Origin of the sequence: Synechococcus sp. BIOS-U3-1, assembly GCF_014279975.1 — a bacterium.
Taxonomy (GTDB): Bacteria; Cyanobacteriota; Cyanobacteriia; order PCC-6307; family Cyanobiaceae; genus Synechococcus_C.
In genome coordinates this window covers 1,932,968-1,952,092 of the sequence record NZ_CP047936.1, presented here as the reverse complement: position 1 = coordinate 1,952,092, position 19,125 = coordinate 1,932,968, and the positions used below count along the sequence as shown (strand labels likewise).

The following is a 19,125-nucleotide window of genomic DNA, read 5'->3' as shown; positions in this document are numbered from 1 at the left end:
GGCAGCAGGAGTCGCTTGTGCATCTGTTGATTGCCGCAGCGGGCAGTGGCCGGCGTATGGGAGCTGATCGCAACAAACTGCTGCTGATGCTTCGGGGCAGGCCGCTGCTCGCCTGGACCCTGCGGTCGGCGTTTGCGGCTGAAGCCATCGCTTGGATCGGGGTGATCGGTCAGCCTGGAGACCAGAACGAGATTGCCCCCCTTCTGCAGGGTGCGTCCAAGCCTGTGGCCTGGATCGAAGGTGGCAGTACACGCCAGGAATCGGTAGAGCGAGGATTGGCCGCACTCCCCGGGGATGTGGAGCACGTCTTGATCCATGACGGTGCACGATGTCTGGTCGATCCCAGCCTGTTCAACCGCTGTGCGGCAGCGGTTCTTGACGGTGATGCAGTGATCGCTGCGACGCCGGTCACCGACACGATCAAGCGTGTGGACAGCGGGGGGCTCATCGCTGAAACACCAGATCGGGCTGAGCTCTGGGCCGCGCAGACGCCCCAGGGTTTTGCTGTTTCTGCTCTGCGTGAAGGCCATGCAAAGGCCAGAGCCCTCGGTTGGTCGGTCACCGACGATGCCTCCCTGTTTGAACGCCTGGGCTGGCCGGTCAGGGTGCTGGATGCAGGCCCCGCCAACATCAAGGTCACCACGCCGTTCGATCTCACCGTGGCGGAGGCTGTGCTCGCTCAGCGCTGAGTCGACAGCTCCAGGCTCAGGGTGCCGCTGTTGCCATCCAGTTGAGCGTGAGCGCCCATCGGCAGAGCCGCATTGCCTCCGTCTCCGTGACCCACAGGTAAATCGGCAACCACAGGACAGCCCAGGTCCTGAGTGCGTTCTCTCAGAACCTGCTCCAAGCTGAACGTGTGAGCTGGATCGCTGTCCTCTGTCTCGTTGCAACCGCTGAAACGACCCAATCCAAGACCTGCAAGATTCTGCAAGCTGCCTACCAGCCGCCAATGGGTGAGCATTCGATCAAGCCGGTAAGGAGCCTCACCCACGTCTTCAATTACCAGGATCGTTCCCTGTAGATCGGGCAAGTGACGGCTGCCGAGTAGGTGGGATGCCACCGTGAGATTCACTGTGACCAATGGGCCAGACGCCGTGCCGCCAGCCCAGCTGTTTCCCTGAAGGGGCGCAACAGGATGCCCGAACAGCAGATCATGAAGACGCTGTTGGCTCCATGCAGGTTCGCCAGCCAGGGTTGTCACCAGTGGTCCATGGATCCCTCCACCAAAGCCCCTCGCCATGCGGCTACAGAGCAAGGCTGTGACATCGGAGAAGCCAAGAAACCATCCCTTTTTCCAAGGAATAGTTTGTTCCAGAAGACGGGCTGCCCCCCAGCCCCCGCGGGCACAGGCCAGCAACGCACTTCCGTCGTCAGTAGAGAGATCGCTGTATCGCTCGCTGTCGTGCCCTGCCAGGTAGCCCCAGTGCCGTCCCTGGCAGGCCGGGGTGTTCACTCTCAGACCCCATTCTTTGAGCATGGTGATTCCTGCGAGCAGGCCGGATTCATCGCAGATCGCCGAACTTGGAGCGGCAATGGTGACCTTGTCGCCGAATTGCAAAGGACTCGGTAACGGCCAGAGATGTTTGGAGTGCTGCATCAACCCAGGCGTGACAACACAAGGCCGATGAGTAGCAAACTTCCGATTTGGACCTGACGTCCGAAATGGCGTGCATAGATCGTTGCCGGTTGTTGTTCACTGGCTCGCAGGGTGTGTGTGGAGCGCCAAAGTCCAATGGTGGCGATCAGCCAGAAGGGCCAGAACAACACCCCCACACCGGCAGCTGCAGCCGCTACGGCCAGGGATGCCGCCATCAGTCCGTATCCCGCTCGAACAGTTCGGATTGCGTTGCGGCCGAGTGTCAATGCGCTGCTGCGCAAGCCAAGCCGCGCATCATCTGGACGGTCGGCCATGGCATAGACCGTGTCAAAGCTGAAGGTCCAGCACAAAGTGGAGAACCAGCAGCCCAGCAGGGGGATCGACGGACTGATGCTTCCTGTGAATGCCGCCCAGGGGATCAACACGGCGAAGCCCCAGCAGATCGCCAGCAGTGCCTGAGGGAATGGGAACCAGCGTTTCGCCGATGGGTAGATCAGGATCGGCGGGAGTGCCAGGACTGCCAGTTGCAGGCAGAGCAGCATCTGGGACGAAAGGCTGAGCACCACACCTAGGGCCAGAGCCAGCAGTAGCACAAGCGCAGCCGCCGCCTGGCTCCGGTTCAGTGCGCCGCTGGCGAGGGGGCGCTGGCGAGTGCGTTCTACTTCTCTATCAATTTTCTGGTCCCAGAGATCATTGGCGATGCATCCGGCCCCGCTCACGGCCAGCCCGCCGATCAGGATTTGCATCACTAAGGCTGCAGGCGGAGGTGCATCCGGCGCGAGCCACAAACTCCATCCGGCTGGCACGAGCAGAATCAGGCGTCCGGTGGGTTTGTTCCATCGCAGCAATGCCACCCAATGAGACGTGACGCGAGAAAAGGTCGTGCCAGTCACTTGCGCAGAACCCGAAGATTGATTTTTCGGAACCTTAATCAGCGGCGACCCGGCCCGGAGCGCCGATGGCAGAGTGGGCCCGTCTCCATCACGGTGCGCCATGTCAGGTGCCGAGTCTTCCCCAGCGACCGCGGTGGACCTCAGCAATCAGATGGTGAGGCAATCATCTTTCAGTGATCCCGTTGGATCGCGAAAAGTCAGGACTGTGGCTGCAATCGACGTGGGCACCAATTCCACGCACATGCTCGTGGCTTCGGTGGATGTGGCTCTGGGAACTTTCAGCATTGATCAAGCTGAAAAGTCCAATACCCGTCTTGGTGAAAGAGACCCCGAGACGGGCGAACTGACACCCGAGGCGATGTCGAGAGGGTTGGAGAGCCTGCGCCGTTTCCGTGAGCTGGCTGTGAGCCACCACGTGGAGCAGGTCGTTGTCGCAGCGACCAGTGCTGTACGAGAGGCTCCAAATGGCAGGGACTTTCTGCAAACAATCAAAGATGAACTCGACCTTGATGTGGATCTGGTCAGTGGTCCGGAGGAGGCCCGGCTGATTTACCTAGGCGTGTTATCTGGCATGCCCTTTGGCGATCGTCCTCATCTGGTGCTGGATATTGGCGGAGGTTCAACCGAGCTGATCTTGGCGGATGGTCGGGATGCACGCGCACTCACCAGTACCCGCGTCGGTGCTGTGAGACTGCAGAGGGATTTCGTCAAGGACGATCCGATCCCCCCTCAGCGCCGTTCATTTCTGCAGGCTTTCATCCAGGGCTCGCTGGAACCGGCCGTGGACAAAGTGCATCGACGGATCAAGCCGGGAGAGACGCCAGTGCTTGTTGCGACCAGCGGTACGGCAATGGCCATCGGTGCGTTAGCGGCCAGCGAAGATGACCGGCCACCTCTAAAGCTTCATGGCTACAAGCTCTCTAGGCAGCGTCTAAACCGTGTTGTGGATCGTCTGGCCGTCATGACACCGGAGCAACGCCGCGGTCTGGCGGCCATCAACGATCGGCGTGCAGAAATCATCGTTCCTGGTTCGCTGATCTTGCAAACCACCATGCAGATGCTCGGAGTCGATGAACTGGTTCTGAGCGAACGGGCTCTGCGTGAGGGGCTGATCGTGGATTGGATGCTGCGCCATGGCCTTCTCGAAGACCGCTTCAGCTTTCAAAGCAGTATCCGCCAGCGCACCGTGGTCCATCAGGTGCAACGTTTTGCGGTCAATCAAACCCGTGCCGAGCGGGTCGCCAGCCACGCACTCAATCTTTACGACAGCACCCATAAAACCTTGCACCGTGATGACGGATCTGGCCGAGATCTTCTCTGGGCTGCGGCCATGCTTCATGCTTGCGGTCAGCACATCAATCTGAGTGCCTATCACAAGCATTCCTGGTATCTGATCCGTCACGGCGAGCTGCTCGGTTATTCCGAATCAGAACATCTGATGATCGCGGCCATCGCCCGTTATCACCGCCGCAGTCTTCCCAAGAAGCGTCATGAGTCTTGGCAGGCGCTTCAGACCCGTGATAACCGGAGGACAGTGTCACAGATGGCTTTGTTGCTGCGTCTGGCCGCTGCGCTGGATCGACGCCCCGATCCCGTTGTTCAGACGCTGAAAGCGGAGGTGAAAGCCGGTGATCTGATCCTGGAACTGGTGCCGGAGCGTCTGAATCAGAACCTCAGCCTTGAACAGTGGAGTCTCGAAAGTTGCTCAGCACTGGTGAAAGATGTCACCGGTCTGAACCTCAAGATCATCGTTCAGGATTGAGTTTGTACCAGCGCACCTGATGGATCGGTCCGAGTGCTCTTGGTGCGTCCTCACCATGACTCATTAAGACCAGGTCGGGACGTCCGGGCAGTATCTCCAGTTTCGCGTCAGCTGGGAAGAGTTTGGGATCAGAGAGGGTTCCCTCGTATACGACGTCGCCTTCGCCATTGCGGATTAAGACCCAGCTGGGTTCTTGGCTGCTGATGGAGATCTGTGCTGCGGACTTTTGATCGGGTGCAACGGGTTGAGGGGTTGTCGTAGTGGGTTGTTTGAGTTCGTTTGTAGCCTTGAGGGAGGCAGGCTCAAGGGCGCGACGCTGACTTGCGATCACCATCGCCCCACCGGTGACAGCGCCGATCGCCAGAGCCACCAGGGCCAGACGCTGCCATGGCACGTCTGGTTTTTTGCTGCTTCCCAAGCCCATTGCGACACGACCGTTTGCGGCAGCGCTGTTTGTCGCACCACCGCCAGGGAGAGAGCTTGACTGGCTGTTAGCAGTCTTGGGCGCTGGCAGAACGTCTTGAAGTCTGCTGATCAGGGAGTCGTCATCGAGGCCGAGCTTGGAGGCGACTCTGCGGGTCATCGCCTTGATGAATACAGGTTCAGGAAGCCTCTCCAGATCACCACTTTCCAGAGCCTGCAACTGTTCACTGCCCATTTTCAGAGACTGAGCCAGTTGCTCGCAGCTCAGACCCTGTTCGACGCGGGCCTGTCGAAGCAGTTCACCGATCTCCTGCAGGGTTGAGATGGTTGCTCCATCTTTCGCCTGCTCGGAATCCGACAACCACATCCGACCCTTACTGAAACCGTTGAGGTGAAATTAAGCTTGATTGGAAGTTCTGTCAGTGCCACGAGGCACACAGAGAGAGTTGCCACATCGTCCTCCAGCCTTCCCTGGCTGCCGCTAGGCGTAGTTGAGCCCCGTTTCTTGTTTGGCGTGCGGATTTTCGGTGATCGTGAGAGAGAGACAGCATGATGAAATCAATCCGAATGACGCAGTTTCTCCTGGCTGCATTGGTAGTGACTCAGATTCCCAACCTCATCAGCTTCATCGAAGCCCTGGGCAGGTATGGGTCGCCAGAGTCAGCATTGCGGGCATGCAATCGGTGGGCTGAATCTGCAGGTGATTACAGCGTTCGCAGAGCAGGGCTCTGGACCAGCTATTCGCAACATTCAGTGCGAACTTGCAAAAAGGAAGGTGATCAAGTTGTGGGATTTGAATTGCCGATGCAGGGATCTGCTGAGGTCAGCGACGATCCTGGAGATCCGCAAGGGTTCAATGCAGGTGAGGTCCCTCAGGCGGAGGACACAGGCAAACGTTGGAGATACAGACGCAAACGCTGGTCACTGGTGATTCCCTTCTGAGCAATGGACCCTGAAGTGCGCAATCTGGTGATCGCTCAGCTGCTTGTGATCGTGATTCCAGTCGGCACACTCTTCGCTGTCTGGCTTTGGATACTTACCCTCCGACAACGCTAATCAGTGCTGCTTGGAACTTCAAGCAATACCGATCATCGGTGCCAGCCACTCAGCATGCATCGCGGAGAGAGCCGTCATGTTGAAGGCATGCACTGCTGGATTGGTTTTATCAGCAACCCAAAGCAGAGCAAATGGAGCATTGAGGGCGATCTGCAAGCGCCATCGCCAGGTGATGATTGCCCAGATTTTTTGAGCAAGCGGGCTTTTCATTCGGAGCATCGAATGATCCGTGAAGTTCAGAGATTTTGGCGCACTTGATCCCGAAGCTGCGGATTGACCTCGGTTGTCACGCTGGGCGGCGCTGAGCAGCCAAAAAAAAGGAGGGTCCCACCCCTCCTTGGTTCGACGCATCTCCGGAGATGACCCGAAGACGAGTTGACTTTGCATGAAAATCTTCAAAATATTCGTATTAATCAACACCCTGAAGATTTAGGGAAGCAATTCTTCTGAGATCGACAGAGTGAGATCCGAGTGGGGAGTTCGCAGCTCAATCAGCGATTGATAGGCCGTCGACTCATAGGCCGACACTGCTGATTCCAGAGATGGGAACTCGATAATCACATTCAAGGAACCGGGACAGCCTTCACGAACGTCGCACTGCACATCACGCACAAGAAATTTTGCACCAACGGTGGGTAGCCATTCAGAGAGTCGGCTGATGTAGGGAACCATGGCTAATGGAGTATGAATCGTGCCCGTGCTAATCCAGTAGCCTTTCGCCATGACAATAAAAATCTAATGCATCCAATGTAGTTGAGCTCTCGTGGTGGGCGCTCTGCGTGAACCTCGATTCTGATGAATGATATGTCATCACAATCGAGGTTCACATGTCGTGATGCTTAGAAGTGGTTGTTTTTATGGATTAGTGCATATGAGAAGTTGAGAAAGACATGTCTGACGCTGTCGAGATATCCAAGTAACGAGTAGAAGATTGTTGGCGGATGGGTCTGGCGAAGTTATTGTTGTGCTTGAAATAGCCCTAGTTCAAATTATTTTTCTTTAGGAAGTTTGCGAATGAATTGTAGATGTGCCGGCTCCCTAGAGGGCTCAGATGGCTTCCGTCAAGATACATTTGATTCGAGTCAATTATGGTATGACACTCTTTTGGGGTGCATAGAGTTTCTTGAGGATTATAAAATAAAAGACCAGGAGTTTTTTTAAGTTTTTCTAAATAGCGATTTAGTGTTTTTGTGTGCCTTGCCTCTATGTCTGCTTTGAGCCTTGTTTGTTTGCAGTCTCGCCTTTTATCATTCAGCCACTCAAACCACTGTGGCTCGTAGCACAGGTCTTCATGGGCATATTCTTTGAAGACTGGGGTTGGCAGAAAGTATATAATTTTCACTCCCCTCTGGTGTAGCTGTTTTGATAGCGAAGAAAGCTCAGTTTGAAGCCGTTTAAGAAAATTCGATTGATTGTCTCCCCTCCATTGTGAATCTGGATATCTAAATCCATTGAATTCCCCAATGGATGCATGGTCTGTGGTGTAAGAGCCAGAATTGATGATGATCAGGATGTCTCCTGGATTGAGTATATTTAAAGATGACTCGAGCGACCTTTTTTGCTTTTCATATGAGAATTTAGCCTTGCTTGCTTTGTCTTTTTTTCTGATTACCTTATTGGGTGGGAATGGATAGCCTGGAATAGAATGAATTCCTACTTCATATCCAAGTCTTTCTCGGATTGTTTGGGCAAGCGGAGCATGCATTTTTGCATGGCTGTCCCCGACGATAAGAAGTCTTTTGGTTAATTGGCCTTGTTTTATATCACCATTAGTAAATCCATTGGTGGAGCATGCCGGAAAATATGACTCCGCAATGCACTCTCTTCCATTTAGTTTTGCTTTCTCTAAAGAGCTTTTGCTGCCTGTATAGATGAATGATTGCTCGGGCTTGCCGAGTATTGTCAAGCCTCCGGCAAATATAATCAGTACGCTTCCTCCAAATGTCAAGGTTTTCCAGCGTTTTCCTGGCCAGCTGCCCTTGCGTATCGGTTCTTCAATCCATCGATATGAAGCACGTGCAAGCAGAAACATTAGAGCGATCTGAGCAGGCACTGTCCACCAATGGATACCAATTGTCCATCGGCTAATTGCCAGCACACCCCAATGCCACAAGTATAGTGAGTAAGAGATTAATCCTACATAGACGATCTTTGGATTAGTGAAAAGAATGAAGGCAGCTGTGTCCTTTCTTAGTGATGCGATCATTCCTGAAGTGAGAGCAACAACTGCCATTGTTGATGTGGCGCCCCGTGATATCGGTAGATATAAAACTCCGACAATCAATGCCAACAGAAGGAGTGATGGGACCTTTGCAAAAAATTGTGCAACAGATGCTCGTTTTCTGAGGCTAATAAAGATCAGGCAGCCTGCTGCCATTTCCCAAAATCTTGACGGCATCAAAAAATACGCCGCTGACTGATCTGCTTGATAGAGATAAAGATAGCTGATTAACGATAAAGAGGTTAATCCCCCGACCAATAAGAATAAATTCCGATCACCGTTCTTGCTGATGCGTGTAAACCCTGAAAACCAAGTTAGCAAAGGGAAGAGGACGTAAAATTGTTCTTCAACGCCAAGTGACCAAGTATGAGCAAAGGCATTTAGTTCAGTTGATTGCGCAAAATAATCAGTTACCTGATTGTAAAGAGCAATGTTGGCAAATCCCAAAAGTGCTCTTTTCGCGATTCCCAGTTGATCTCTTGGTTCTGGATTGAATAGGCAAATAGCTAGGCTTGTGATTGCTATGAAAACTGTCAGTGCTGGAACTAATCGTTTAATTCTGCGCTCGTAGAATCCAGTAATGAAATCGGTAAAGTCTTTGTTGGACCTGCCGCGTAGAGACGAAGTGATTACATAGCCAGATATTACGAAAAATATGTCAACCCCTAGATAGCCTCCTGGTAAAAAATCTTTGTTGAAATGATTGATGATTACGATGATTACTGCAAATGCTCTAAGGCCGTCGATCTCAGGCCTGTAAACATGGCTCTTGTTGGATGTCTGTTGTATTTTCTTTGCAGTCATGCCCACTAGGAACTTACTTTTTCAGAGCTGCTTCTCATCAATCATGACATGCTTAGATTTGAGATCTGTCTCTTTCGGAGGCCTTTTTAGGCTCTTTTGAACTAGTGCGTTCGCAGTACTTGTTTGATCTCGATCAACTGGTGGTTGATCCATGAACGTGATCGCCAGTGGTTGGGCGGCTATGGCTCGCGTGTTGCCGAACAACCGGAGATAGTCCTAAGCCATGGTCTTTGTTCCTTTCGTGGTTAAGGAAAATTAGATCAAGCGAAGTGCGGAACTCAAGTATTTGCAAGAGCTTCGTCCTCCTGTGCTGATTGAGGTGAATATGGTCTGTTTTCGGCGCTAAATAGACAAAAGGAAACCTGCTCAAAAGCTGGGTATGAATTAGATGGGCGATACTGGATTCGAACCAGTGACCCCTTCCGTGTGAAGGAAGTGCGCTACCACTGTGCTAATCGCCCGATCAAGCCATCTTAAAACACCACCTGTCCGGATTTTTCAGTGCCTGGGACGGAACAAGTGGTCATGATCGGGCGAATACAGTTTCGATCGTTGATTGGTTGAACGAAAGGCTGGACTGATCACATACAGAGTGGTGCGAATCAGATTGCGATCGTGAGTGATCTTCGCCATCTGATCGAGGGGGACGAGGTCCAGCGATTCATCAGGCCAGCTGACCCTGTAGCCGATTGCGACCGGGGTGTCTGCTGGGTAATGCTCAAGCAGGGTGGATTGAACTTCGTCAACATGACGGGCGCTGAGGTAGAGGCATAGCGAGGCCTGCAGGCTTGCTAGGTGCCTCAGATCTTCTCGTTCAGGAACGCCGGTTCGACCTCCGCTGCGACTCAGCACGATGGTTTGCACAAGACCTGGGATGGTCAATTCCGCCTTGAGAGCAGAAGCGGTTGCCTGATAGGCGCTGATGCCAGGAACTACTTCCACCTCGATTCCTGCATCGGTTAGCCCGCACACCTGTTCACTGAGAGCTCCGTACAGACAGGGGTCGCCATCGTGAAGACGTACTACTTTCTTTCCGCTGTTGGCGCGTTCGATCATCAAGGGCAGAACCTGTTCCAGCGTGAGGGTGCTCGTCCGGACCCGTTCACACCCTGCAGGCGCAAGATCGGCGATCTGGGGTGACACCAGCGAGTCAGTCCAGATCAGAACATCAGCATTGATGATGCGGTTTTCGGCTCGGCGGGTCAGCAGATCAGGTGCTCCCGGGCCCGCACCCACGATCGAGATCATGGTCATGAAGGGTCTACCTGTTTCAGGCCTGGGTCTGGAAGAGGCGACTTGCGTCCATACAGCCAGAACAGACCGAAGCCTGCAATGGCCATCAAGCTGAGGCTCATCAGCTGAGCGATACGCAGGCCACCGTCACAGAACGGAGGTTGTCCGCCAAGACAGAGCGGGTCGATCCTCAGGCCTTCGATCCAGATGCGACCAAGGCTGTAGCTGAGCAGATAGATGCAGCTGAGAGCTCCCGTCGGTAGGGAAATCTTTCGTTGGCGGCCGAGCCGGAATAGCACCATTAACAACACAAAAATTCCGATGTTCCAGAGGGATTCGTAGAGAAATGTGGGGTGGAAGAATTCAGCAGTTTTAAAGATTCCTGGCCGGTTGTTTGTGGGAATAAAAAGTTTCCACGGCAGATCGGTTGGGACACCAAACGCTTCCGAATTGAAAAAATTCCCCCAGCGGCCAATGGCTTGCCCCAGTACCACTGAAGGCACCAGCACGTCCAGAACATCCCAGAAGGACACTCGTCGCCAACGGCAAAACAGAATCACCGCCAGCGAGCCTCCTAGAAGTGCTCCATGGATAGCAATACCTCCTTTCCAAATCGCGACTACATCCCACCATGAGCGTTGGTAGGCGTTCCATTCGAAGGCGACGTAGTAGGTTCTCGCTCCGATAATCGCTGCGAGCACAAGGATTGGGAGTAAATCACTGATCAGATTGGCGTCAAGGCAGCGCTGTCGTGCCAGCCAGCTGGAGAGATTGAGTCCAATGAGGACGGCAACCGCAATCAGCAGCCCGTACCAACGCAGCATGAAGGGCCCGAACTGAAACAGCTCGGGCCCGGGGGACGTAAAAATTGCAGGGATCAACACTGATCTCAGACACCCTCTGCTGCTTGCACCTTCTCAATCTGTCTCTTTTTCAGAACCAACATGATCTGAGCAAGCGAAACAGCTGCGAAGAAGGCAAGTAGACCATAGATGCGAACTGGGTTCTGAAGCACAACCTCTGCATCAACCTGTCCGAAACCACCCACATTCGGATCGTCGGTTAGGGGAACACCGGCTTCAATTGCGTCACCGACTCCCACAATCAGAGCAGGCCCCACTGGAATTGTTTCACTCGTGCTTTCGCCATCGGCGGAGTTGATCGTGACAACTTTGGCCCCATTTTCCCCGTCATCAATGGCTGAGACGGTGCCACTCACAGGTGCTGTGTAGACGGTGTTGTTACTCTTTTCTCCAGTGGGATAGACCTGACCACGGCCTCTGTTGCCCCCTACGAAAATCTGATATTTGCCGAAGTGGATATTGCTGTCGGTGGCAGGATCCGGTGATAAAACAGGGAAGACGATTTCTTGGTGCTGATCACCTGGAATCGGACCTACAAGAAGAATGTTGGGTTGATCGTCGCTGTACTGAGTGAAGTAGACACCTTCCGTTTCCTCTTTGATCTCATCAGTCCATCGATCCTGGGGGGCCAGGGTGAAGCCATCAGGCAGCTGGATGACAGCTCCGACCTGTAAACCGACATCACTGCCATCGGCACCAATTTCTTGGAGTCCTGGCTCGTAAGGGATTTTCACTGCCGCCTTGAACACCGTGTCAGGAAGAACGGACTGAGGTACTTCTGCCTGTGTGATTTTCTTGGCCAGGTGGCAATTGGCGCAGACAATCTTGCCCGTGGCTTCTCTTGGAGAGGCATAGCTCTGCTGAGCCCAAAAGGGGTAAGCCCAGCTGCTTGACGGGGCCATGAATACGGCTACGCCCAGGATCAGGGCTGCGAACAATGAGGAGAAAATTCGGCGCATCGGAGGCGAGTGTCGGGAGAGATCGGTGGAAAAACGGTGATTAATCAGCCCCACCACGGCTTTTCGCCTGTTCGGAAGTCGGTTTCGGTCCACTGGCTCATGAACACGTTGTCGTCTTCAACGCTCACGTTGGCTAGGGCCAACGAAAGGGGCGCCGGTCCCCTCACGACCTTGCCGGCGGCGTCGTATTGGCTGCCATGACAAGGGCACATGAACTTGTTGGCGCCACTGTTCCAGGGCACTACACAACCCAGGTGGGTACAGATGGCGTTGATGCCATAACTGCCAATGGCATCTTCGCCTTCAACGATTAGGTAGGTGGGATCCCCCTTCAGCCCCTGGACAAGGCTGCGATCGCCTGTGGAGTGGTTACTCAGCCAGCCGCTGAGCGTTACTGGGTTGCCGAGCTCATCCTTGGCACTGGTACCTCCACCGCTTCCGGCGGCACGTGGAGGGATGAAGTAACTCACCACCGGATAGAGAGCTCCGAGGGCGACGCCGGTCACAGACCCGAAGGTCAGCAGATTCATGAACTGCCTGCGGCCCATTCCGGGCACATCAGCGGCTGGCATCTGAGTCATGTCTGACGTTCGTTGGGCACTGGATGGGGCTCATTATGGGCTCTATATGGTCGTGTCACACTTTGCGGAGACTGGATTTTCATCGATGTTCAAGGTCTTCTGATGTTTAAGGTCTTCGTCAGTGCTCGTTGATCCAACCTTCCCGAGAGAATCGCGCCCTCTCTGTGTCGATGAAGTCATCGACTTGCTGCGCTCCCGTTGGCAAGCCAGCTATGACCTCCAACTGGTCACCAGGCGCAAACGGATGTATCTCCAGGTGATGTGGGCCTACCTGGAGCAACAATCCTTCCCTTTGGATGAGCCCGATTACAGGGCTCACATCGCCGAAGTTTTGGAAATTGTCAACAGACTGGGGGAAGCGGAGGCTGTTCGGGACTGGTTGCTCACAACCCGGGATAAGCCACGACTCGGCAAAGCCCTCAGTCTGCAGCTGCAGGGGGAGGGGACTCTGGAGGAGTTTCTTCTTTGAACTGCTGAACCGCTGCGACAAGCAGCACTCCAATTAAATAAAGAGCTGTGATTGCCCCTGCCAGCAGCAACATGGTGACCGGGTCAGTGGAGGGAGTGAGCACAGCACCGGCCAGGGCCGAGATCAACACGACCCAACGCCATGCGGAGAGCATGCGTTGCCAGTTGACCAGTCCGAAAACTCCAAGAAGAAGCTGCAGAACAGGAAGCTGAAAGGCCAGTCCTGTTGACAGCATGAGCAAAAGAACGAAGTCCAGATAGCGTTCAATCGACCAGATGGGCTCCACAACATCGGCGCCGTAACTAACGAGAAAATTCAGCGCCGCAGGCACCAGAGCCCACCAGGCAAATCCAAGGCCTGCCATGAATAGAACGGCTGATCCCGCCACCGAAGGTGCAATCAGTCGGCGCTCTCCTCGAGTCAGGCCTGGCAAAACAAAAGCAAGCCCCTGATAGAGCACGTAAGGAAGTGCCAGCGTGAGTCCTGCGTAACCAGCAACTTTGAAAGACACGAATAAAAATTCGCCTGGGGCCAGTTGCAGGAAACGAATCGAGCCCGCAGGTTCTTCGAGAATTCTGACTAGTGGACGCACCGCCAGAAGGCAGGCCAATGCGCAGACAACCACGGCCACAAGGCTGCGCAGCACTCTTTGACGCAGTTCCTCCAGATGATCAACCAGAGGCATTTCCACGTCGTTGGGAGGGCCGCCCTGAACTCCGATCCGGATCGGCGGGGGTGGTGACAGCTTCGGGGACTCTTCAGGCGTGATCGGCGTCAGAGGTGAGTGAGCAGTGGACTGGCGTCAGGCTAGGGGGTTCCGAGCTTCAAGGTTTCTGTGTGCACGGTCTGGTTCCGCCCAAACCAGCTCGGCTTGGCGATGTCTCACGGTTCCTGGTGCTGTGCCGGGGATTCTCTGCAGATGTTCCACGCCAGTCATCACCACAGGCACATGTCGATTTCCCTTCGCCCGGCTGAACCAGGCCGCTAGGTCTGCCGCAAGTTGAAGGTCCTGTTCCGAAGCGGCCGCTGCCGAAGCCTTCAGCACCACATGGCTTCCTGGGCACTCCTGTGCATGGAACCAAAGATCCCCTGCACGAGCCTGACGCAGACTGATCCACTCGTTCTGGCGGTGATTGCGTCCTACTTGAATCACCAAGCCATGCTGGGAGCGGATCTCTAGGGGTTGAGGTTGCCCAGGAGGCGGACCGCTGCGGCGACGGCGACGCCGAGGGGTCAGCAGATCCTCCAGTTCGAGCTTCAGCTCACGCAGTTGTCGGTTGCGATCCTCGGCATCGTCCCAGTCCGCCTGGATTAAGTCTGTCAGGAAGCTTGCGCTGCCTTCAATCAGCGCAAGACGTTGATCGTGATGGACCAGTCGCTCTTCGATTAAGGGAATAGATCGTCGCAGTCGCTTCGCGCGCTGGTAAAGCTTCTGCGCCTGGTCAATACTTTCTTTATTAGGAGCGGCCTGACAAAGAATTGCATCCCCCTGATGTTGCAGATCATCGGCACCCCCAGTGGCATTCAGTCGCTCGACCTGCTCGATGCGCTGGGCCTGTTCTCGTTGTCGGCTTTGTTCCAGAAGCTGTTGCAGTTCAAGGCTCTCTTTCAGGAGTTGTCGCTGGTTGAGATGGTTCCGGTAATACAGCCCTAAACGAAGACTGAGTGATTCGCTGTTGCTTGCTGAGTCAGCAGGATCATTCCAGACGCGGTAGCCGCCTGCCTCATCCAGGTGAAGGATGAATTCGCCACAACTGAGATGGTTCAGCCATTGCGTCCAACGCCTATGAAGAAGCAGCCATTGGTTGTCGCTGATCTGCTGGACAGGAGTGCTGGCTGAGAGCGGCAGCGGCGCCTCATCACTCGCGGGAAAGTTGATGAGTTGCCTGGTAAGCGCTGGGCTGATGCCCTGATAGGTGTCCCGCAGTGCTTTCCCCAAATCGACCGGCAGCAGTGTCAGTCTGCGTTTCCATTGTGCGAAGGGTTCCTCGCGGCTTGGTGGCAGGCTCTGCAGTGATGGCGGTGGGATGTAGGGATCCCCACTGCTCAGCGGACGGACTCGTGACTGGTGCTGCCTGACCTGCCTGGCAATGGCGGTGATCCGTTCCTGGTCATCCAGCAGCAGCACATTGCTGTGGCGGCCCATGAGCTCCAGAACCAAAGTCCGCACGCTCGGCTCGCCTGGGCGTGGCGCGAAGTGAAGTAGCACAACTCGCTCAAAGTCTCGCTGCTCTAGTTCCACCAGGGCAAGTTGTTTCAGGCCGTGCTGAATTTGCTGTGCCAGCGTGCTTCCACTTCCGATCCGGCTTGGAGAAGGAATCTGAACCAGTCTGGCGGCATCGGCTTGCCAGCTGAGTTCCAGCCAGACCATCCCTGTGAGGGTGCGGAAGCCCAGCTGCAGGCTCTGTGGATTTGGTTGTTGTGCCTTTTCAAAGCGACTTGGAATGATCTGTGCTCGCAGATCCACCAGCACCGCCCGAAGGCTGGTGAGGTCCATCACCTGAAGCGTGCTGTTCGCCATCGCTATCCGGTGGCCTTTCGACTGGGGTGCCTTCCTACCCTGCTGCGTGACCGCACACAAGTCATGGCAACGACCGATTTCCGCGCCAGGCTCGCTTTGCTGACTGGCCCCAGCGGCGTTGGCAAGGGGACTCTGGTGACACGCCTACTTGAGCGCCATCCCCAGCTCTGGCTTTCTGTTTCCGCCACCACTCGTGCTCCTCGAGAGGGTGAACAAGATGGAGTTCATTACTTCTTCCATTCGCGTGAATCGTTTGACCGACTGGTCAGCGAAGGAGGATTGCTGGAGTGGGCTGAATTCGCAGGAAATTGCTACGGAACTCCCAAGCGACCAGTCTTGGACAAGCTTGAGGCGGGAACTCCCGTCTTGCTTGAAATCGAACTCGAGGGTGCTCGCCAGGTGCGTTGCAGTTTTCCTGATGCTCTGCAGATTTTTCTCGCACCACCAAGTTTTGGAGAGCTTGAACAAAGGATCAGAGGCCGCGGCACTGACGCAGAAGCCGCAATCGTGAAGCGGCTGGATCGCGCCAGGGCTGAACTCGAAGCACAGCAAGAATTTGATGCTGTTGTCATCAATGATGACCTTGAAACCGCTCTCGGTGATGTTGAGCGGTTAATGGGGCTTGCCGATGCTTGAGCGAGTTAGAGCGGGTGGAACAGCAGGTCCGGGAAGAATCTGTTCCACTCGATCAGGATTCCTGCAGTCAATGTGAACCAAATGGCTGCGACCACTGGTGCTGTGGAGAGAAATTTTTTCATCGTTGGACAGTGAGAAGGAGAAACTTTCTGGTCAGCGGGGTGAAACTGTGATTTTCGAATCACTTTCAGTCAGCTTGCCACTATTGAACTCTGCAATGGCGGCGACAGGCCATGTCGCTGCCTTGACTACTGAATTCAATGCAAGCTTCAGATCCAGCTGAATCTCCAGCATGTTCTGATCTTTGCGACCGCGAATGGCCTTGAGATAGTCGCGCCCTGCCCAGCCAATCGTTCCAGTGATGTAGAGGAACATCAGTCCCGGGAGTACGAAATCACCAGCATGGTTCCAGCGGCCGTCAACGATCAGATGGGGGAGACCGTCCTCGCCACAGGAGGCCTTGCTGTACATCTTGAAGCGGGCGATGGCCTGTGGAGTTGATGCTGCGCTGGCACGTTGCTGGAAGCGTGCACTTTCAGAACAGGGAGTCAGGCCCGCAACATCAGCTCTGGCGGCCGGTGCAAAACCGAAGACCAGCAGGGCCGAAAGCGCGAGGGCGAAGAAACGACGCATCGGAACGGTTCCTGTCGAACCTGCCCTGGAGAGGCAGGATGTATCAAATTGACAGTAGTGGAGGCTGTTGACCTGCATGGCCAAGGTCCTAGCCCTCGAAACAAGTTGTGACGAGTCTGCTGCGGCTGTTGTAGAGCACAGCGATGGTCGCCTGCAGGTGCTGTCGCACCGGATTGCGTCTCAAATCGAGGAGCATGCCCAATGGGGCGGTGTGGTGCCCGAGATCGCCTCACGCAGGCATGTGGAGGCACTTCCTCATTTGATCGATCAGGCGCTCAGTGATGCCGGACTGCCGATCAGCGATCTGGATGCCGTGGCTGCCACTGTCACCCCAGGTCTCGTTGGGGCCCTGATGGTGGGTTCCGTGACGGGTCGTACTTTGGCGGCGCTTCACAACCGACCTTTCATCGCTATTCACCATCTCGAAGCCCATCTGGCTTCGGTTCGGCTGGCTTTGTCCCCTCCAGAACCTCCTTACCTCGTTCTGCTCGTCAGCGGTGGGCATACGGAATTGATTCGCGTCGATGCAACAGGAGCGCTGGAGCGTTTCGGACGCAGTCATGATGATGCGGCTGGAGAAGCCTTTGACAAGGTGGCTCGTCTGTTGGGACTTGAGTACCCGGGAGGCCCCGCGATCCAGGCTGCGGCCGTTGAGGGTGATGTGACCCGTTTCCTGTTGCCAAAAGGGCGTGTCTCAAAACCCGGAGGGGGTTTTTACCCCTACGACTTTTCATTCAGTGGTCTAAAAACCGCAATGCTTCGTCAGGTGGAGGCTTGTCGGACTTGGAAAGAGCCACTACCCCTGGCTGATCTGGCTGCCAGCTTCCAGCAAGTCGTTGTGGATGTGCTGGTCGAGCGCAGCCTCCGATGCTGTTCTGATCTCCGCCTGTCGACATTGGTCATGGTTGGTGGGGTAGCGGCCAATCAACGGTTGCGTCAATGCATGCATGCAAAAGGAGCTGAACAGGGGGTTGATGTGCACCTGGCACCCCTGAGCTACTGCACCGATAACGCAGCGATGGTGGGTGCTGCTGCCCTTGATCGGTTGACGTGTGAATCCATTTCCAGTTCTTTAGCTTTAGGTGTTTCAGCACGCTGGGCTCTCGAAAACTGCGCACCTCTGTATCAATCGAATCCGCCTTTCTGAGATTCAGTGCATAGGGTGTCGCGACTTGCAACCCGGTGATGTCGATCAAGGCCGAGACGCGCCAGCCGAACAACGTTGAAGAGGTGGATTCCAGAGAACTCAATGCCTGGCGTAGAGGGTTTACTCCTCAGGCAGAAATCTGGAATGGACGCCTGGCGATGCTCGGTTTGTCTGTGTCGCTCGGAATTCTGTTTGTGATCCGGGTTTCCGCTGCAAGCGCCCCGGTTGCCTGACGTCAACGGATTCAGACTCCACTTCTTCCTCGTAAAGCCTGATCGAGTTCATTCGGTCTCGGACTGACTGCCAATGCATCTCTGGTTTCGATTCGTCCGCTCTCGAGGAGTTTCAACAGTGATTGATTTGTGGTGATCATTCCATCGAATTCACTGCGTTCCATGATCTCCTCCACCTCATCCAGGGCTCCTCGCTGGATGTAGTCCTTACAGGCTTCGTTGTTCACCAAAATGTCGTGATAGGCGGCACGCCTGCCATCGGTGGTTCGGATTAATCCCTGAGAAATCACGCCAAGGAGTGATTCAGACAGTGAGCGGCGGATACTTTCCTGGTTTTCCGGAGCGAATAGACCGAGCACTCTTTCGACTGTTTTGACAGCCGAATTCGTGTGCAGCGTTCCAAACACCAGATGACCTGTCTGGGAGGCCTCGAGGGCTGTGCTCAAGGTTTCCCGGTCGCGGATTTCACCCACCAGGATGACATCGGGATCCTCCCGAAGTGCCGCTCTGAGGGCATTGTGGAATTTCAGAGTGTGAATTCCCACCTCCCGATGTCGGATCAGTGATCGCTGGCTGGCGTGAACAAACTCCACAGGGTCCTCAATGGTGAGGATATGGCGTGTCTGATGACGATTGATCCAGTCGATCATGGCGGCCAGGGTCGTGCTTTTCCCGGACCCTGTTGGTCCCGTGACCAGCACCAGTCCCTTTGGTTTTGAAGACAGATCCTGGAGAACATCCGGCAACTGCAGTTGCTCAAGCGTGAGAATCGTCTGTGGGATCAGTCGCAGCACCATCGCTGGGCCCAGCAGGGAGTCCAGAAGGTTGATGCGCACACGAACGAAAGGGAATGCATGGGACCCGTCGAATTCCTTACTGCGATTGAAATCGTCGATCTGCTGCGGGGAGAGGATTTCCCGAAGCCATCCATGAAAGACCTGATGGGTCGTTAACGGCCAATCGGTTAACAGCATTTCGCCGCGGTCTCTGTATCTGGGTGCCTCGCCGACTCCGAGATGGACATCGGAATGCCCGTGCTCATGGGCGATGCGAACGATTTTTTCCAGACTCGGAGTCGGCTCAGTCATCGATCG

General features: G+C 54.9%; 22 protein-coding genes and 1 tRNA gene. 7 read left to right on the top strand and 16 right to left on the bottom strand.

The features are described from left to right. Positions 1-17: 17 nt before the first annotated feature. On the top strand, positions 18-689 hold the full coding sequence (ispD, locus tag SynBIOSU31_RS10680; RefSeq protein WP_186492993.1) for a 2-C-methyl-D-erythritol 4-phosphate cytidylyltransferase: 672 nt from the start codon (positions 18-20) through the stop codon (positions 687-689). On the opposite strand, the gene SynBIOSU31_RS10675 is transcribed toward ispD, so the two are convergent. Together SynBIOSU31_RS10675 and SynBIOSU31_RS10670 are read right to left on the bottom strand one after the other, a co-directional pair. Further along, on the bottom strand, positions 680-1,597 hold the full coding sequence (locus tag SynBIOSU31_RS10675; RefSeq protein WP_186489867.1) for a S66 peptidase family protein: 918 nt from the start codon (positions 1,595-1,597) through the stop codon (positions 680-682). The genes ispD and SynBIOSU31_RS10675 overlap by 10 nt on opposite strands. Then, complete coding sequence (locus tag SynBIOSU31_RS10670) at positions 1,597-2,490, bottom strand: 4-hydroxybenzoate polyprenyltransferase (protein WP_255477203.1); 894 nt, start codon at positions 2,488-2,490, stop codon at positions 1,597-1,599. Before SynBIOSU31_RS10670 ends, SynBIOSU31_RS10675 begins: the two co-directional genes overlap by 1 nt. A 151-nt stretch (positions 2,491-2,641) precedes the next feature. Between SynBIOSU31_RS10670 and SynBIOSU31_RS10665 the strand changes: the two genes are divergently transcribed. Further along, positions 2,642-4,252: a Ppx/GppA phosphatase family protein gene (locus SynBIOSU31_RS10665; protein WP_255477454.1), complete on the top strand. Its 1,611-nt coding sequence runs from the start codon at positions 2,642-2,644 to the stop codon at positions 4,250-4,252. On the opposite strand, the gene SynBIOSU31_RS10660 is transcribed toward SynBIOSU31_RS10665, so the two are convergent. Further along, positions 4,236-5,042: a helix-turn-helix domain-containing protein gene (locus SynBIOSU31_RS10660; RefSeq protein WP_186489851.1), complete on the bottom strand. Its 807-nt coding sequence runs from the start codon at positions 5,040-5,042 to the stop codon at positions 4,236-4,238. The genes SynBIOSU31_RS10665 and SynBIOSU31_RS10660 overlap by 17 nt on opposite strands. A 200-nt stretch (positions 5,043-5,242) precedes the next feature. On the opposite strand from SynBIOSU31_RS10660, the gene SynBIOSU31_RS10655 reads away from it, so the two are divergent. Further along, positions 5,243-5,617 (top strand): hypothetical protein, encoded by a 375-nt coding sequence (locus SynBIOSU31_RS10655; protein WP_186489849.1) that lies wholly within the window; start codon positions 5,243-5,245, stop codon positions 5,615-5,617. Between the two features lie 132 nt (positions 5,618-5,749). Here SynBIOSU31_RS10655 and SynBIOSU31_RS10650 read toward each other — a convergent pair whose 3' ends face one another. From SynBIOSU31_RS10650 to petC, 8 genes are all read right to left on the bottom strand, one after another. Next, positions 5,750-5,941, bottom strand: coding sequence for a hypothetical protein (locus SynBIOSU31_RS10650; protein WP_186489848.1), 192 nt, complete (start codon positions 5,939-5,941; stop codon positions 5,750-5,752). A 219-nt stretch (positions 5,942-6,160) separates the two neighbouring features. Continuing rightward, positions 6,161-6,454, bottom strand: coding sequence for a DUF1330 domain-containing protein (locus tag SynBIOSU31_RS10645; protein ID WP_186489846.1), 294 nt, complete (start codon positions 6,452-6,454; stop codon positions 6,161-6,163). Positions 6,455-6,710: 256 nt separating this feature from the next. Beyond that, positions 6,711-8,756, bottom strand: coding sequence for an acyltransferase family protein (locus tag SynBIOSU31_RS10640; RefSeq protein WP_186489844.1), 2,046 nt, complete (start codon positions 8,754-8,756; stop codon positions 6,711-6,713). 389 nt (positions 8,757-9,145) lie between these two features. Then, positions 9,146-9,217 (bottom strand) — tRNA-Val (locus SynBIOSU31_RS10635). 37 nt (positions 9,218-9,254) lie between these two features. Beyond that, a complete protein-coding gene (gene cobM / locus SynBIOSU31_RS10630) occupies positions 9,255-10,010 on the bottom strand; it encodes a precorrin-4 C(11)-methyltransferase (protein ID WP_186489842.1) in 756 nt (251 codons plus the stop codon). Next, positions 10,007-10,858 carry a prolipoprotein diacylglyceryl transferase gene (gene lgt / locus SynBIOSU31_RS10625; protein ID WP_186492991.1) on the bottom strand — a complete coding sequence of 284 codons (852 nt, stop codon included), beginning with the start codon at positions 10,856-10,858 and terminating at the stop codon, positions 10,007-10,009. The genes cobM and lgt overlap by 4 nt, the downstream gene beginning before the upstream one ends. Before the next feature lie 20 nt (positions 10,859-10,878). After that, the gene (gene petA, locus SynBIOSU31_RS10620; RefSeq protein ID WP_186492990.1) at positions 10,879-11,811 is read right to left on the bottom strand and encodes a cytochrome f; all 933 of its coding nucleotides are present in this window, start codon (positions 11,809-11,811) and stop codon (positions 10,879-10,881) included. 44 nt (positions 11,812-11,855) lie between these two features. Then, positions 11,856-12,392, bottom strand: a complete 537-nt coding sequence (gene petC, locus SynBIOSU31_RS10615; protein ID WP_186489840.1) for a cytochrome b6-f complex iron-sulfur subunit — start codon at positions 12,390-12,392, stop codon at positions 11,856-11,858. A gap of 121 nt (positions 12,393-12,513) precedes the next feature. Here petC and SynBIOSU31_RS10610 point away from each other — a divergent pair, with 121 nt between their 5' ends. Then, positions 12,514-12,861 carry a DUF3067 family protein gene (locus tag SynBIOSU31_RS10610; RefSeq protein ID WP_186489838.1) on the top strand — a complete coding sequence of 116 codons (348 nt, stop codon included), beginning with the start codon at positions 12,514-12,516 and terminating at the stop codon, positions 12,859-12,861. Here the strand turns inward: SynBIOSU31_RS10610 and tatC are convergent. Together tatC and SynBIOSU31_RS10600 are read right to left on the bottom strand one after the other, a co-directional pair. Beyond that, entirely contained in the window at positions 12,812-13,546 is a 735-nt protein-coding gene (gene tatC / locus SynBIOSU31_RS10605; protein WP_186492989.1) for a twin-arginine translocase subunit TatC, read from the bottom strand. The genes SynBIOSU31_RS10610 and tatC overlap by 50 nt on opposite strands. A 117-nt stretch (positions 13,547-13,663) precedes the next feature. Further along, positions 13,664-15,382 (bottom strand): Rqc2 family fibronectin-binding protein, encoded by a 1,719-nt coding sequence (locus SynBIOSU31_RS10600; RefSeq protein ID WP_186489836.1) that lies wholly within the window; start codon positions 15,380-15,382, stop codon positions 13,664-13,666. A gap of 63 nt (positions 15,383-15,445) precedes the next feature. On the opposite strand from SynBIOSU31_RS10600, the gene gmk reads away from it, so the two are divergent. Further along, positions 15,446-16,018, top strand: a complete 573-nt coding sequence (gmk, locus tag SynBIOSU31_RS10595; protein WP_186489835.1) for a guanylate kinase — start codon at positions 15,446-15,448, stop codon at positions 16,016-16,018. Positions 16,019-16,023: 5 nt separating this feature from the next. Here the strand turns inward: gmk and psaJ are convergent, their stop codons facing one another. Both psaJ and SynBIOSU31_RS10585 read right to left on the bottom strand, forming a co-directional pair. Next, positions 16,024-16,140 carry a photosystem I reaction center subunit IX gene (psaJ, locus tag SynBIOSU31_RS10590; protein WP_066905917.1) on the bottom strand — a complete coding sequence of 39 codons (117 nt, stop codon included), beginning with the start codon at positions 16,138-16,140 and terminating at the stop codon, positions 16,024-16,026. A gap of 31 nt (positions 16,141-16,171) precedes the next feature. Next, a complete protein-coding gene (locus tag SynBIOSU31_RS10585) occupies positions 16,172-16,651 on the bottom strand; it encodes a Photosystem I reaction center subunit III (RefSeq protein WP_186489833.1) in 480 nt (159 codons plus the stop codon). A gap of 76 nt (positions 16,652-16,727) precedes the next feature. Between SynBIOSU31_RS10585 and tsaD the strand changes: the two genes are divergently transcribed. Together tsaD and SynBIOSU31_RS10575 are read left to right on the top strand one after the other, a co-directional pair. Then, a complete protein-coding gene (gene tsaD, locus SynBIOSU31_RS10580) occupies positions 16,728-17,798 on the top strand; it encodes a tRNA (adenosine(37)-N6)-threonylcarbamoyltransferase complex transferase subunit TsaD (RefSeq protein ID WP_186489831.1) in 1,071 nt (356 codons plus the stop codon). 38 nt (positions 17,799-17,836) lie between these two features. Next, positions 17,837-18,031, top strand: a complete 195-nt coding sequence (locus tag SynBIOSU31_RS10575) for a high light inducible protein (protein ID WP_186489822.1) — start codon at positions 17,837-17,839, stop codon at positions 18,029-18,031. A gap of 11 nt (positions 18,032-18,042) precedes the next feature. Here SynBIOSU31_RS10575 and SynBIOSU31_RS10570 read toward each other — a convergent pair whose 3' ends face one another. Next, complete coding sequence (locus SynBIOSU31_RS10570; protein ID WP_186489820.1) at positions 18,043-19,119, bottom strand: type IV pilus twitching motility protein PilT; 1,077 nt, start codon at positions 19,117-19,119, stop codon at positions 18,043-18,045. Between the last annotated feature and the right edge of the window lie 6 nt (positions 19,120-19,125).

Excerpts from the sequence above, each read along its gene's own strand:
- SynBIOSU31_RS10675 (WP_186489867.1), bottom strand. The coding sequence starts at position 1,597 with ATGCAGCACTCCAAACATCTCTGGCCGTTACCGAGTCCTTTGCAATTC.
- petC (WP_186489840.1), bottom strand. The coding sequence starts at position 12,392 with ATGACTCAGATGCCAGCCGCTGATGTGCCCGGAATGGGCCGCAGGCAG.
- SynBIOSU31_RS10665 (WP_255477454.1), top strand. The coding sequence starts at position 2,642 with ATGGTGAGGCAATCATCTTTCAGTGATCCCGTTGGATCGCGAAAAGTC.
- psaJ (WP_066905917.1), bottom strand. The coding sequence starts at position 16,140 with ATGAAAAAATTTCTCTCCACAGCACCAGTGGTCGCAGCCATTTGGTTC.
- SynBIOSU31_RS10660 (WP_186489851.1), bottom strand. The coding sequence starts at position 5,042 with ATGTGGTTGTCGGATTCCGAGCAGGCGAAAGATGGAGCAACCATCTCA.
- SynBIOSU31_RS10585 (WP_186489833.1), bottom strand. The coding sequence starts at position 16,651 with ATGCGTCGTTTCTTCGCCCTCGCGCTTTCGGCCCTGCTGGTCTTCGGT.
- SynBIOSU31_RS10650 (WP_186489848.1), bottom strand. The coding sequence starts at position 5,941 with ATGAAAAGCCCGCTTGCTCAAAAAATCTGGGCAATCATCACCTGGCGA.
- SynBIOSU31_RS10640 (WP_186489844.1), bottom strand. The coding sequence starts at position 8,756 with ATGACTGCAAAGAAAATACAACAGACATCCAACAAGAGCCATGTTTAC.
- tatC (WP_186492989.1), bottom strand. The coding sequence starts at position 13,546 with ATGCCTCTGGTTGATCATCTGGAGGAACTGCGTCAAAGAGTGCTGCGC.
- SynBIOSU31_RS10570 (WP_186489820.1), bottom strand. The coding sequence starts at position 19,119 with ATGACTGAGCCGACTCCGAGTCTGGAAAAAATCGTTCGCATCGCCCAT.
- tsaD (WP_186489831.1), top strand. The coding sequence starts at position 16,728 with ATGGCCAAGGTCCTAGCCCTCGAAACAAGTTGTGACGAGTCTGCTGCG.
- SynBIOSU31_RS10600 (WP_186489836.1), bottom strand. The coding sequence starts at position 15,382 with ATGGCGAACAGCACGCTTCAGGTGATGGACCTCACCAGCCTTCGGGCG.
- petA (WP_186492990.1), bottom strand. The coding sequence starts at position 11,811 with ATGCGCCGAATTTTCTCCTCATTGTTCGCAGCCCTGATCCTGGGCGTA.
- SynBIOSU31_RS10655 (WP_186489849.1), top strand. The coding sequence starts at position 5,243 with ATGACGCAGTTTCTCCTGGCTGCATTGGTAGTGACTCAGATTCCCAAC.
- SynBIOSU31_RS10645 (WP_186489846.1), bottom strand. The coding sequence starts at position 6,454 with ATGGCGAAAGGCTACTGGATTAGCACGGGCACGATTCATACTCCATTA.
- gmk (WP_186489835.1), top strand. The coding sequence starts at position 15,446 with ATGGCAACGACCGATTTCCGCGCCAGGCTCGCTTTGCTGACTGGCCCC.
- cobM (WP_186489842.1), bottom strand. The coding sequence starts at position 10,010 with ATGACCATGATCTCGATCGTGGGTGCGGGCCCGGGAGCACCTGATCTG.
- SynBIOSU31_RS10575 (WP_186489822.1), top strand. The coding sequence starts at position 17,837 with ATGTCGATCAAGGCCGAGACGCGCCAGCCGAACAACGTTGAAGAGGTG.